The organism is Saccharothrix tamanrassetensis (genome assembly GCF_014203665.1).
In the GTDB taxonomy this organism is placed as follows: domain Bacteria; phylum Actinomycetota; class Actinomycetes; order Mycobacteriales; family Pseudonocardiaceae; genus Actinosynnema; species Actinosynnema tamanrassetense.
Genome location: NZ_JACHJN010000005.1, coordinates 76,329 through 88,713, shown reverse-complemented (window position 1 = coordinate 88,713; position 12,385 = coordinate 76,329). Strand labels below are relative to the sequence as shown.

Below are 12,385 nucleotides of genomic sequence, written 5' to 3'. Positions count from 1 at the left end.
CTCACGCGATCGCCACCGATCGCGGCGCGAGCCGGAACCCGATCAGGTCGGCGACCAGGTTCACCAGCACCGTGGTGACCGCGAAGACCACCGCCAGCCCCTGCACCACGGGCAGGTCCCGGGCCGCGACCGCGTCCACCAGGATCGTGCCCAGGCCGGGGACGACGAACACCGCCTCCACCACGATCACACCGCCCAGCAGCCAGTCCGTGGTCCGCGCCACCTGCTGGACGGCGGGCGCCAGCGCGTTCGGCAGCGCGTGCGCGAACCTGATCCGCTGCGCGCCGATGCCCAGCCTGCGGGCGTGCCGGACGTGGTCGGAAGCCAGCGCGTCGATCATCCCGGCCCGCACCAGGCGGCTGATCGAGCACACCGGCCGCGCCAGCAGCACCACCAGCGGCAGCACCAGGACGGCGGGCTGCGCGAGCAGGTCCGCGCCGACCGCCGTGGGCGGCAGCCACCGCAAGTGCACCCCGAACAACGCGATGAGCACGACCGCCAGCGCGAATTCCGGTATGGAGTGCAGCCCCACGGTGATCGCGGTGGTGATCCGGTCCACCACACCGCCCTCCCGCAACGCCGCCACCACGCCGAGCAGCACCGACAACGGGACCAGCAGCACCAGCGCGAGCACGGCGAGCACGAGCGTCGGCCCGAGCCCGTCGAGCAGGAACGCCACGACCGGCCGCCCGGACACCAGCGACACGCCGAGGTCGCCGTGCGCCAGGCCCCACAGCCACGACCCGAACCGGTCGAGCGCGGGCCGGTCCAGCCCCATCGCGGCCCGGATCTCCCCGATCCGGCGCGGGTCCGGGTTGTCGCCCGCCAGCGCCACCGCAGCGTCCCCCGGCAGCGCCTGCACCAGGAGGAACACGACGGTGACGACCGCGAGCACCTGGACCGCGCCGATGGCCAGTCGCCGCACCGCGTACCGCCGCAGGCTCACCCCAGCCACACCTTGTCGAACCGCGCCCAGTCCAGGGTGTTCGCCGGAGCGGTGGAGATGCCGCCCACGTTCGGCGACGCGCCCACGATCCAGTCGGCGAAACCCCACATGAGGTAGCCGCCCTCGGCGTGCAGGGAACGCTGCATCTCCGCGTACAGCCCGCCGCGCTCGGCGCCGTCCACTGTGGACACGGCTCGGCGGTACAGGTCGTCGAACTCCGGTCGCGACCACTTGGTCACGTTGGTGCCCGCGTCGCTGAGCAGGCGCTGGGCGATGTGCGTCTCGATCGGCATCGCGCCGGAGCGGAAGCTCGACAGCGAGCCGTTCTTCAAGGTGTCCGCCCAGTAGCTGTCCTTGTTGCCGGTCACCACTTCGATGGTCAGGCCGGAGCCCTTGGCCTGGTCGGCGAACACCGTGGCGGCCTCGACCATGCCGGCGGCGGCGGTCGACGTGTCCAGCTTGACCGTCAGGCCCTCCGCGCCCGCCTTGCGGATCAGGAACTTCGCCTTGTCCAGGTCGCGGGCGCGCTGCGGGATGTCGTCGGCGTAGTACTGGTAGCCCTTGCCGAACAGGTCGTTGGCCACCTGTCCGCTGCCCGCCAGCACCGACTCCACCAACTGGGGGCGGTCGGCCAGCAGGAACATCGCCTCGCGCAGGTCGCGGTCGTCGAACGGCGGCCGGTCCAGCTTCATCGCGAACGCCTGCACCGCGCTGTTGGGCGACCGGTGGATGGCCATCCGGTCGCTCCCGGTGTGGCTGCGGGCGGTGGTGGGGGTCAGGTCGTGCGCGTACTGGACCTGCCCGCCCAGCAACGCGTTCGCCCGCGCCGACTCCTCGTTGGCGATGACGAACTCCAGCTCGTCCAGGTGCGGCGCGCCCTCCCAGTAGTCCGGGTTCTTCTTGAGCAGCACGGACTTCCCGGGTTCGAACGACACGAAGCGGAACGGCCCCGAGCCCACCGGCGCGGCGAAGTCCTCCGCGCCGGCGGGCACGATGTACGCGCCGAACGCGGCCAGCGCGTTGGGGAACTCGATGAACGGCCGTTCGAGCGCGAACTCCACGGTCCGCTCGTCCACCGCCCGGCTGTTCGCCAGGTCGACCAGCGCGAGGCTGGACTTGGCGCGGAACGCCCGGTTCGGGTCCAGGATGCGGGCGTAGCTGGCCAGCACGTCCTCGGCGCGCACCGGCCGGCCGTCGTGGAAAGCGGCCTGCCGCAACGTGATGCGCCACCGGGTCAGGGTGGCGTCGGGCTCCCACCGCTCGGCGAGTCTCGGTTGCGCCGACACGTCCGGACCGAGGTCGGCGAGCTTGTCGAACAGCGCCTTGGACCGCGCCGCCTCCACGAACAGGTTCGCCAGGTGCGGGTCCAGCACCTCCTTCGCGCCACCGCCCGCGAACGCCGCCCGCAGCCGGCCACCGGCCTTGGGCGCGGACGCGGCGGGCGCGGCTCCGGTCGTGCCGCAGCCGGCGAGGGCGGCGAGGGACAGCCCGGCGGTGAGGCCGAGGAAGTGGCGGCGGGTGTGCATGCGGGGGTTCCTTTCAGTGGAGGCGCGCGACGAGGTGCAGGCGGTCGCCGGACAGCTCCGCACCGAGCACGGCGTCGGGCGTCCACGGTTCGTCGGTGCGCGGGCCGGGTGTGTCGAACAGGGCGAGCACGTCGAAGCCGGCGAGGCGGAGGAACAGGCGCAGCTCCTGGGGGAACAGCAGCCGCCACGCCGAGTGCTGCACCAGCGGCTCGGCGTCGGGCCACTGCCATTCCCGGCGGCGGCGCAGGAGCTGGTGGGCGTGGTCGATCCACAGCCTGGTGTGCGAGGTGTAGGGCACGCCCTCCCACACCACGGTGCGGGTGCGGACGCCGTCGAGCAGCTCGGTGTTGCCGAGGAAGAACGCCCCGTTGCGCATCTCCGCGACCAGCAGTCCGCCGGGCTTGAGGTGTTCCCGGCAGCGGGCCAGGAAGTCGATCAGGTCGGCGTTGGTGTGGCAGTACAGGAAGGCGCTGTCCAGGCACGTGATCACGTCGAACCGGTCGTCCAGCGCGAACTCGCGCATGTCGCCGACGACGAACTCGGCCTGCGGGTGCTCGTCCCGGGCGTGCCGGACCATGCGCTCGGAGCTGTCCAGTCCCACCACGCGGTAGCCGAGGCCCGCCAGGTACCCGGCGTCCCGGCCGGTCCCGCTGCCCACGTCGAGCAGGTCGCGACCGCCGCCGAACCTGGTCACCACGTCGTGCGTGAAGCGGGCGGCGACGTGGTCCGGGTCGGGGAACTGGTGTTCGTACAACGCGGGGTTGTCGGTGAGCAGGTTCTCGCCGGTGGTCATCGGGCCGTCTCCGGTCGTCTCGCGGTGAGCACGCCTCGTCGGTGCAGCCACGTCACGGCCGCCGCGCAGCCGAGCCCGACCGCGACGCACAGCAGCGACGCCGCCCAGCCCGACACCCCGAACACCCAGCCGATGGCGGCGTTGCCCAGCGTCGCGGCGAGCCCGGAGGCCAGGTAGAACACCCCGAAGTAGGTGCCGGACAGACCGGTGCGGCCGAACTCCGGGATCAGCTCGTAGACGAACGGGTGGGCCATCATCAGGCCGACCGACAGGAACAGCGCGGCGACCAGCACCGGGGTGATGCCGCCGAACGACCCGACGTGGCCGAGCGCGGTCGCGGCGAAACCGATGCCCATCACGGCCAGCCCGAGCGCGATCGCCCGGCCGCGGGCCATCCGGCCCAGCGCCCTGGTGACGCGGACCTGGAGCAGCAGCGTGGCCACCGTCGAGACGAGGAACACGGCGGCCACCGCGTGCGCCGAGCCGGTGAGGCGCTCGACCTCCAGCGGCAGCACCAGGTAGAGCTGGTTCTGGAGCACGAACATTCCGGTGAGGGCACACGTGAACGCCAGGAACCGGCGGTCGGCCAGGCTTTCCCGCCAGTCGTCCAGCACCGTGCCCCGGCGCGGCGGTGCCGGCCGGGCGGGCAGCACGGCCGCCTGCGCGATGGTCAGCACGGCGAAGATGCCGGCCGCCACCAGCGCGGAGACCCGGAAGTCCCACAGCAGCAACAGGCTCCCCAGCAGCGGACCGGCCAGCGCGCCCGCCTGGCCGTAGACGTTGAACAGCGCGAACGCCTCGGCGCGGTTCTCCGCCTCCTCCGCGATGTAGGCGCGCACCGCCGGGTTGAACAACGCGCCCGCGAGTCCGCTGAGGACGGACGCGGCGAGCAGCACGGTCACCGACTCGCCCAGCGCGAACAAGCCGAACCCCACCGCCCGCAGCCCGCAGCCGGCGATGATGACGCGGCGCGGGCCCAGCCGGTCGGACGCCGAGCCGCCGAGCAGGAACAGCCCCTGCTGGCTCAGCGTCCGCACGCCGAGCACCACGCCGATCGTCGCCGCCGACAGGCCGACCTCGCCCAGGTGCGTGGCCAGGTACGGGATCAGCAGGTAGAAGCCGGTGTTCACGCCGAACTGGTTGACCAGCAGCAGGCGGACGGGCAGCGCGAACCGGGTCATCGCGGCACCACGCCGAGACCGGGTGAGCCGGACAGGCGCAGCGTGCCGTCCTCGCCCCCGATGCCGGCCCAGGGGTCGTGCGCGAGCAGGAGGTGGCCGTCCAGGTCGACCCACCGGGCGTGCCCGGTCAGGTGCACGGCCGGTGCGATGCCGAGCGAACTGGCCACCAGGCAGCCCAGCATGACGTCCAGGCCCGCCGTGCGGGCGGTGGCGATGATCTCGCGGGCGGCCGTGATCCCGCCGCACTTGGCGAGCTTGATGTTGACGCCGTCGACCAGGCCCGCGAGGGCGCGCACGTCGGCGGCGGTCGCCGCGTCCTCGTCGGCGATCAGCGGCACCGCGCAGCGTTCGCGCAGCCACGCCAGGTCGTCCAGGCGTCCAGGCGGCAGCGGTTGTTCCAGCGCGTCGATGCCCGTCAGCCGCTCCACCACCCGCACCGCGTGCTCCGCGGTCCACCCGCCGTTGGGGTCGAGGACGAGCCGCGCGTCGGGGGCGGCGGCCCGGATCGCGTCGACCGCCGGGATGTCGTGTTCCGAGCCGACCTTGACCTTGAGCACGCGGAACCCGCGTGCGGTCAACTCGGCCGCCTGCGCGGCCGACGTCGCGGGATCGCCGATGCCGATGGTGAACGCGGTCGGCACGTCCGTCCACTGCGGAACGCCGACGAGGCGGTGGACGGGTTCGCCCAGCCGCCGGGCGACGAGGTCGTGCACCGCGGTGTCCAGCGCGGCGAGCACGCCGGGCGGCAGGTCGGGCAGTGCCCCGAGCAGCTTCCCGGGATCTTCGCAGTCGACGACCACCGGGGTGAGCTCGCGCAGCAGGGCGGTGATCCGCTCGACGTCCAGCCCGTAGAACTGGCTGGTCACCACCTCGCCGTGGCCGCGCACCCCGTCGCACTCGACCACCACGCGCACGGCGTCGCGGCGCGCCATCACCGACCGCGAGATGCGCAGCGGTGATCGCAGGTCGAGGCCGTAGACGTCCCAGTGGAGTTTCACGCGGGCACCCCGACGGCCTTCGGCACCCCGGCCGCCTCCGGCGCGGACACCGACCGGCACCGCGCCCAGCTGGTGACCTCGATCTCCTCGGTGTGCCCGATCTCCGTCGGGCGGTCGGCGGGCGTGCCCAGCAGACCGCGCGACCGGCAGAAGTCGTCGTCGAAGATCGTGCCGAGGTAGCGGTGCGGCCCGTCCGGGAAGATGGTGACGACCTGGGTGCCCGGCTCGACCCGGGCCACCCACGCCGACACCAGGGCGACCGCGCCGGTGCTCCAGCCGCCGGTGACGAAGCCGTCCCGGGCGAGCCGCCGGCAGGCGTCCACCACCTCCACCGGGCCGAGCCAGTGCACCTCGTCGAACTGGTGGTAGGCCACGTTGCGCGGGTGGATGCTGCTGCCCAGCCCGCGCATCACCCGGGACCGGGCGGGCTGGCCGAAGATCGTGGAGCCCACCGCGTCCACGCCCACCAGCCGCAGCCACGGCCAGTAGTGGCGCAGGGCCGCGACGACGCCCGCGCTGTGCCCGCCGGTGCCCACGCTGCACACCAGCACGTCGGCGCGGTCCAGTTGCGCCACCAGTTCGCGTGCCAGGCCCGCGTAGCCGGAGGGGTTGTCGGGGTTGTTGTACTGGTCGGGCCAGTACCCGCCGGGCAGCCCGCGCAGCACGGTCCGCAACCGGTCGAGCCTGGCCCGCTGCCAGCCGCCGGTCGGGTGCGGCCGGTCCACGACCTCCAGCCGTGCGCCGTGCGCGCGCAGCATCGCCCGCATCGACGGCTCCAGCTCGTGGTCGACCACCAGCACCACGGGGTGGCCGAGCGCCTGTCCGGCGAACGCCAGGCCCAGCCCCAGCGTGCCGCTGGTGGACTCCACGACGACCGCGCCGGGGCGCAGATCGCCGCGTTCGCGGGCGGCCAGCAGCATCGCGACCGCCGACCGGGCCTTCATCCCGCCCGCGCCGAGGCACTCCAGCTTCGCCCAGAAGCCACCGTGGCCGTGGGGAAGCGGGGTGTCGATGCGGGCGACCGGGGTGTTGCCGAGGAGGTCGAGCAGGTGGTGGTTTCGGCGCATGGTCACGGGTTCCGGTAGTGGTGCAGGGTCGTGGGGCCGCCGTGCAGCCAGAAGAACGGGTAAGGCTCGGCCGAGACCGCGCGCACTCCCGCGCCGAGGAACCAGGGCGCGATCGCGCTGGCGGTCTGGGCGAACAGCACGACCGGCCGGTTCGTGCCGAGCAGCGCCTCGAAGGTGCCGTTGCCGATGGTCATGCCGGAGGCCAGCACCAGGTCGCAGTCGGCGGATCCGGCGTCGGTGACGATCGGCTCGCCCCACTCGGTGCGGCCGCCCTTGAGGTCGCACGGCAGGTAGCGCACGCCTCGGGCGCGCAGGTGGTGCAGCAGCGAGTTCACCACCCCGACGACCAGCACCCGCTGCCCCGGCCGGGCGTCCAGCAGGTCCACCACGGCCGAGGCACGGGCCATCGACTTGGCCAGCGAGTCGCCCGGGCCGATCACCACCTGTCGCGCGCCCGAGGTCCCGTGCGGATGGGCGTGCATCAGGTACGCGTCGAGCGCCGCCGTGCGGATCGCCGCGTCGGGGTGGTCGAGCAGGTCCGCCACGCTCAGCCCGACGCAGTCGGCGACGTCGGGTTCCTCGGCGGGCTCGACCGCGCACGAGCCGACCGCGTCGCCGACCCGCAGGCTGACCACCGTGTTGCGGTACGACCGGCCGCGCGAGACGTGCCGGGCCTCCTGACGGGTGGTGAAGGCGACGCTGATCGGGCAGTCGGCCGGGTCCGGTCCCACGGCGCCTTCGCGGACCAGCGCGACGAGTTCGGCGACGGACGTCACCCGGGTTGCCGGTGCGGTCACTGGTTCTTCCCCCGCCCGGTCACTCGGCGTCGTCCGCGTACCGGACGACCAGACCGCCGACGGCCCGCTCGGCGCGGCCCCGGGCGTCGGCGTCGGGCGCGGTCACCAGGACGTGGCCGAGGTAGCTGTTGTTGCTGGTGGGCTCACCCGCCCGGTGCCCGGCGGGCTTGACCGCCCAGTCGACCACGTCCGGGTCGCGCGCCAGGTCGTCCGTGCCGTCGATGCCGGCCAGCGCACCGGACCGCGGCGGCAGCAGGAACGAGACGGCCGCGCTGCGCACCCCGGTCTCCCGCACCCTCAGGTCCGGCTGCTGCCCGACGGCCAGCTGGGCGAACACGGCGGGCAGGTCGATGCCGGTGACCCGGCGGACCAGCTCGGTGATCCGGTTGCCCGCCGGGCGCGGGTTCACCTCGATCAGCTTCGGGCCGTCGGCGGTCAGCTTGATCTCGGTGTGCGCCACGCAGTCGTCCAGGCCGAGCGCCCCGATCGCGGCCAGCGCGGTGTCGACCGCGGCCCGCCGGTCGACCTCCGGGAGGTCCGCCGGGAACATGTGACCGCTCTCGACGAACCACGGGTGGCCGGCCAGGCTCTTGTCGGTCACCCCGATCACGTGGGTGACGCCGCGCGAGGTCACCGTCTCGACGCTGACCTCCGGGCCGACGAGGAGTTCCTCGAGCAGCACGGTCGGCACGCGCGGCTGGTCGCGCGCGTTGACCGGGAAGGCCTCCAGGGCCAGGAAGGCGTCCCGCAGGCCGGCTTCGTCGCCCACCTGGCGCACGTGCATCCCCGCGCACAGGTCGACCGGCTTGACCACCAGCGGGTAGCCCAGGGCGGCGGCGGCCTTCGCGGTGGCCGACCAGTCCTCGGCGAGCGCGAAGCGCGGTCCGGGCACCTGCCGGGTGGCGGCGCGGGTGAGGTCCTTGCGGTAGGCGCGTTCCACGGCGTCCGGGCCGGGGCCGGGGAGTCCGAGGTGGTCCGCGACGGTGGCGACCGTGGAGAGGTAGTAGTCGCAGGAGGAGATCACGCCGTCGAACGCGAGCAGCTCGTGCGCACGCTCCACAAAGGACAGCAGAGCGGGTACGTCGTTGGTCTCCGCGGTGAGCACGTTGTCCGCCGCCAGCAACGGGTGCGGGCTGCTCGGCGCGGCGCGCAGGTAGTGGTGCAGGTCGCGGGTGAGGAAGGTGAACCGGTGCCCCGACTCGCGGATCGCGCGCGGCAGCAGCGAACTCATCGCGCCGACCCAACTCTCGATCATCAGCAAGTGCGCCACGCGTGTTCCTCCGACCGGACTCCAGAAGCGGTGATCGGAGGGAATGGTAATCGTTATCAGTACCAACTCCTGCCGCCGAACGAGTGATGTGGATCACTCGTTCGGCGGCGGAAGCGCGCAGCACGAAGAGACGGCGGGTCGCCGGCAGGGCTGTGGAGGTCGTGCGAACGCGGTTGGGTTTTCGAGCGACGCCCGCGTAGACCAGCATGTTCACGGCCAGTCGAGGGCGGCGTGAGCTACGCGGACGGGACGGCCGCGTCGACGCGGATTCACGGATCGGCGAGCGCGGCCCTGCGGACCCACTCAGCCGGCCGGGCCGATCGCTCCGCCCGGTGGAACCCGGTCAGGAACGGCGGGCGGCGCCTTCGACCAGTTCGACGGTGGCCCGGGGGTCGTCGACCTGGAGCACCAGGCGGGCGTAGCGCTCGTCGGCCAGCTCGATGACGACGGCCTTGGCGGGGTTGCGCACGTCCCAGAACACGCGATCACCGTTGATGTGGAAGGTGCCCGCGACGATCACCCCGGGCAGGTGCGCACCGGGAGCGCGGAAGCCCTTGGGCTCCTTGACCATGCCCGGGTCGGCGGTGGCTCCCCGCACGTTGGCCAGCGGGATCGTCAGGCTGCTCTTGAGCGCCCAGAGCTTGTCCATCCCTTCGATCACCACGACCAGGTTGTCGCCGTCGATGTGGACCTGTGCCATGTCGTGCTCCTTATCGCGAAAGGGTGGAATCAAGTCGCTGCGCCAGAGCGGCGCCCGCGCGGTCCGGTCCGGTGTCCGGACCACCCGCCTTGGCGCGCAGCCGCAGCCCGAGCAGTGCCGCCGTGAACGCGGTGGCCAGGGCCGAGGAAGCGCCGCCGTCGTCGGCGCGCCTGCCGTTGTCGGGGCCTGCGTGCAGAACGGCGCCGAGCGCCCCGTCGACGGCGTGCAAGGCCGAGGTCACCTCCGCGGCGACCTCGGCGTCCACGGGGGCGCGTTCGACCGTTGCCAGCAGCAGGAAGTCCAACCCCGCTCCGGCTTCCGACGCCAGGCGCGCGGCCCGCACCGGATCACCGGCGCGCCCCAGGGACGCGACGAGGGGGTGGACTTCGTGCTCCAGGTACCAGCGCAGTGCCGCCAGGTAGAGCCCGCGCTTGCTGCCGAACGTCTTGTAGAGGCTGTTGCGGTGCACTCCGAGGTGGGTGACCAGGTCGTCGACGGACACCCCGTCGTACGTCCGGCCCGCGAACAGCGCTGCCGCCGCCCGCACCACCTCGGCTTCGTCGAATCCTCTGGGTCGTCCCATGACCCGACCCTAGACCGTTTAGGAACGGTCAGTCAAGAACGTCCGTTCCTGAATGCTTCCGAGGGGCGGATCGTTGATCCGCACCGGAACTCCTTCCGCACAGGGGAAGTAGAAGTCCCAGCTCCGTGACGACCGGACCGGCGCGGAACCCCCTGCGGGACGTTCTGCCGCTGTGCGGCAACGGCCACCTCAAGGGTGGTTCGCTGTGCGTGATCGCTTTGCACACCGTCGGGGAGTTGCCGTTCACCCTTCCGAACGTCGACGATACGCACTGCACGACCTTCGAGGTCGCCGAACCAAGGCGGGTGGTCACGCCGGTCCTCCACCTGTGCGGCGTGGCCGGTTTCCCGCGCCGGCAGCGGTACGACCACCCCAGGAGGTACTGGCGATGACCACCCAGGACGTGCTCGGCCCGGGCTCCGCGACCTGGGACCGGCTCGGGCAGTGGCGGCTCCTGCTCGTGATCCACCGGGCGCTGGTGCTCCAGGCCGCCCACCCGGCGATCGGCGCGGCGGTGGGGCAGTTCTCGGTCTACACCGCTCGCCCGTGGCGGCGCTTCCTCCGGACGCTGGAAAGCCTCCAGGCCTACGTCTACGGCACGGCTTCCGAGCGGCAGCGCGAACTCACCCGGCTGGAGCGGCTGCACCGGCGGATGCGGGGCACCGACCGGCACGGCAGGCCGTTCACGGCCACCGACACGCAGGCCCGCACGTGGGTGCACCTCACGCTCTTCGAGGCCGTGCTGACCCTGCACGAACTCGGCGGCGACCGGCTGTCCCGCGAGGAGGCCGAGCGGTTCTACGACGAGTGGCGCGAACTGGGACGCCTGTTCGGGCTGACCGAGGCCGACCAGCCGGCCACCCTGGAGGACTTCCGCGCGTACTTCGACCGCGTCGCGACCGACGTGCTGGAGGACAACCCGACCGTGCGCGACCTGCTGTCGGGCAGCATCTTCCGACTCCCGGTGCCGGGCGGTCTGCCCATCCCCGCCCTGCTGTGGGGGCCGCTGCGGTACGCGGTGGTCTCCACCGCCGTCCAGGCCACCGCCGCCACGCTGCCCGAGGTCTACCGCGAGCGCCTGAGGTTGACCACCGCGCCCGGTGCCCGGCTGTTCGTGGTCGGCGCGCACCACGCGGCCAGGGCGGTGACCGGCCTGCTGCCCAAACCGTGGCGCTACCTGCCGCACGCCTCGGCCGCGATCAGGGCCGCCGACGTCGTCGGAGCGCGCCCCGGCACCACTCCGGAGTCGTTCTTCACCACCATCCTCGACCAGAGCGGCGACGGCGTGCTGCGGTGGGCCGACCTGCTCGGCATGGCCCGCGAGGTCAGCACCCACTTCGACCTGGACGAGACCGACGAGAACGACGTCCACGACGCCTTCGAGTCCTGGTGGCGGCAACTGCAGACGGCCACCGACACGCCGGCGGACTGCGCCGTCACGCTCACCGCCTACCGCGCCGCCCTCGACGACGGCCGCTACCCCGGCACCCCGGATCTCGACCAGGGCTACGGCAGGGTCACCGACGTGGTCTGCCGGCTGATCGACCGCAACCACGACGGCGAGGTCAGCCAGGCCGAGTACGCCCGCCTGCTCGACCGCAGCCCGCGGCGGCACGAGCTGATCGCCGCCCTGCGCTCGCTGGACCGCGACGGCAACGGCACCCTGCACACCGACGAGTTCCGCACGACCCTGAACGCCTTCCTCACCGGCCGCGAAGACCTCACCGCCGCCCGCTACCTCCTCGGCCGCGTGTGATCCGGACGACGAGCCGGACCCGGAGCACGACCCTCCCCGCTCCACAGCGCTGGTCAGCCGGCGACCGACAGCATTGTCGTACTTGAAGAGCCGGGCAATTCCACCGGCGTGCGAGCCCGTGCCACCGCTATTGGCAATCCGCAATTCTCGGGAGCGGTCGACGCGCCGTCGACGGGTGATGCCGGCCGGGGGTCGACGGCCGCTTGGCGGTACTACGACTTCGGATCATCGACTTCCATGGACCCGTCGGACGAGGTCGCCGACTTTCTCGCACATCGCGGAGGAATGATGATCACAGTGCCACTTCGGCGTGTCGGCACAACGGTGCTGGTGGGCGCTGCCGTCGTAGCCCTGACCGTAATGGGCAGATCGGCCGCCGACGCACAACCGAGCGGTTCGATCGAGGTCAGCGGGCCGGAGACCGGTGTCAGCCGTGTGCACCGGACATGGGCCTGCGATGTGCCGTCCGGCTTCACCTGGTCGTCCGTGCGGATCAACACCAGATGCGCATGGCGATACGAGTACTACCTGCTCGATCCCGTGAACTACAACCTGACCGGTACGTACGCCTGCAACATTCCATCCGGCTACACATATACGTCCTCGCGGCAGGGCAGCAACTGTTCCACGTCGGGTTCCAGCTACGAATACCGACTCGCCAAGGTCTGATTCCGCGGCACCTGTCCGCGGATGGCGGTTCCACGCTCCTCCACGACGACAGCACACGGGTGGTTGCGGTCGGAGTCCGGCCGCAACCACCCGTCTGCT

Annotated in this window: 13 protein-coding genes; 3 read left to right on the top strand and 10 right to left on the bottom strand. The window is 72.4% G+C overall.

Features of this window, described 5'->3' with window-relative positions; genetic code table 11:
• Window position 1: 1 nt before the first annotated feature.
• From FHS29_RS16845 to FHS29_RS16800, 10 genes are all read right to left on the bottom strand, one after another.
• Window positions 2-946, bottom strand: a complete 945-nt coding sequence (locus FHS29_RS16845) for an ABC transporter permease (protein ID WP_312864954.1) — start codon at window positions 944-946, stop codon at window positions 2-4.
• A complete protein-coding gene (locus FHS29_RS16840; protein WP_184691619.1) occupies window positions 943-2,472 on the bottom strand; it encodes an ABC transporter substrate-binding protein in 1,530 nt (509 codons plus the stop codon). The genes FHS29_RS16845 and FHS29_RS16840 overlap by 4 nt, the downstream gene beginning before the upstream one ends.
• Before the next feature lie 13 nt (window positions 2,473-2,485).
• Window positions 2,486-3,265, bottom strand: a complete 780-nt coding sequence (locus FHS29_RS16835; protein ID WP_184691618.1) for a class I SAM-dependent methyltransferase — start codon at window positions 3,263-3,265, stop codon at window positions 2,486-2,488.
• Window positions 3,262-4,446, bottom strand: coding sequence for an MFS transporter (locus FHS29_RS16830; RefSeq protein WP_184691617.1), 1,185 nt, complete (start codon window positions 4,444-4,446; stop codon window positions 3,262-3,264). The genes FHS29_RS16835 and FHS29_RS16830 overlap by 4 nt, the downstream gene beginning before the upstream one ends.
• Complete coding sequence (locus FHS29_RS16825) at window positions 4,443-5,444, bottom strand: dipeptide epimerase (RefSeq protein WP_312864953.1); 1,002 nt, start codon at window positions 5,442-5,444, stop codon at window positions 4,443-4,445. Before FHS29_RS16825 ends, FHS29_RS16830 begins: the two co-directional genes overlap by 4 nt.
• Entirely contained in the window at window positions 5,441-6,511 is a 1,071-nt protein-coding gene (locus FHS29_RS16820) for a PLP-dependent cysteine synthase family protein (protein ID WP_184692292.1), read from the bottom strand. Before FHS29_RS16820 ends, FHS29_RS16825 begins: the two co-directional genes overlap by 4 nt.
• 2 nt (window positions 6,512-6,513) lie before the next feature.
• Window positions 6,514-7,308, bottom strand: coding sequence for a Rossmann-like domain-containing protein (locus FHS29_RS16815; protein WP_312864952.1), 795 nt, complete (start codon window positions 7,306-7,308; stop codon window positions 6,514-6,516).
• 19 nt (window positions 7,309-7,327) lie between these two features.
• Complete coding sequence (locus tag FHS29_RS16810) at window positions 7,328-8,578, bottom strand: ATP-grasp domain-containing protein (RefSeq protein ID WP_184691616.1); 1,251 nt, start codon at window positions 8,576-8,578, stop codon at window positions 7,328-7,330.
• A gap of 343 nt (window positions 8,579-8,921) precedes the next feature.
• Entirely contained in the window at window positions 8,922-9,278 is a 357-nt protein-coding gene (locus FHS29_RS16805; RefSeq protein WP_184691615.1) for a hypothetical protein, read from the bottom strand.
• 10 nt (window positions 9,279-9,288) lie between these two features.
• A complete protein-coding gene (locus tag FHS29_RS16800; RefSeq protein WP_184691614.1) occupies window positions 9,289-9,861 on the bottom strand; it encodes a TetR/AcrR family transcriptional regulator in 573 nt (190 codons plus the stop codon).
• Window positions 9,862-9,986: 125 nt separating this feature from the next.
• Here FHS29_RS16800 and FHS29_RS16795 point away from each other — a divergent pair, with 125 nt between their 5' ends.
• The 3 genes from FHS29_RS16795 to FHS29_RS16785 all read left to right on the top strand — a co-directional run bounded on the left by FHS29_RS16795 (window position 9,987) and on the right by FHS29_RS16785 (window position 12,286).
• A complete protein-coding gene (locus FHS29_RS16795) occupies window positions 9,987-10,253 on the top strand; it encodes a hypothetical protein (protein ID WP_184691613.1) in 267 nt (88 codons plus the stop codon).
• Window positions 10,250-11,617 carry an oxygenase MpaB family protein gene (locus FHS29_RS16790; protein WP_184691612.1) on the top strand — a complete coding sequence of 456 codons (1,368 nt, stop codon included), beginning with the start codon at window positions 10,250-10,252 and terminating at the stop codon, window positions 11,615-11,617. The genes FHS29_RS16795 and FHS29_RS16790 overlap by 4 nt, the downstream gene beginning before the upstream one ends.
• Window positions 11,618-11,854: 237 nt before the next feature.
• The gene (locus FHS29_RS16785) at window positions 11,855-12,286 is read left to right on the top strand and encodes a hypothetical protein (RefSeq protein WP_184691611.1); all 432 of its coding nucleotides are present in this window, start codon (window positions 11,855-11,857) and stop codon (window positions 12,284-12,286) included.
• Window positions 12,287-12,385 lie beyond the last annotated feature (99 nt).

Excerpts from the sequence above, each read along its gene's own strand:
- FHS29_RS16840 (WP_184691619.1), bottom strand. The coding sequence starts at position 2,472 with ATGCACACCCGCCGCCACTTCCTCGGCCTCACCGCCGGGCTGTCCCTC.
- FHS29_RS16835 (WP_184691618.1), bottom strand. The coding sequence starts at position 3,265 with ATGACCACCGGCGAGAACCTGCTCACCGACAACCCCGCGTTGTACGAA.
- FHS29_RS16830 (WP_184691617.1), bottom strand. The coding sequence starts at position 4,446 with ATGACCCGGTTCGCGCTGCCCGTCCGCCTGCTGCTGGTCAACCAGTTC.
- FHS29_RS16820 (WP_184692292.1), bottom strand. The coding sequence starts at position 6,511 with ATGCGCCGAAACCACCACCTGCTCGACCTCCTCGGCAACACCCCGGTC.
- FHS29_RS16805 (WP_184691615.1), bottom strand. The coding sequence starts at position 9,278 with ATGGCACAGGTCCACATCGACGGCGACAACCTGGTCGTGGTGATCGAA.
- FHS29_RS16800 (WP_184691614.1), bottom strand. The coding sequence starts at position 9,861 with ATGGGACGACCCAGAGGATTCGACGAAGCCGAGGTGGTGCGGGCGGCG.
- FHS29_RS16790 (WP_184691612.1), top strand. The coding sequence starts at position 10,250 with ATGACCACCCAGGACGTGCTCGGCCCGGGCTCCGCGACCTGGGACCGG.
- FHS29_RS16785 (WP_184691611.1), top strand. The coding sequence starts at position 11,855 with ATGGACCCGTCGGACGAGGTCGCCGACTTTCTCGCACATCGCGGAGGA.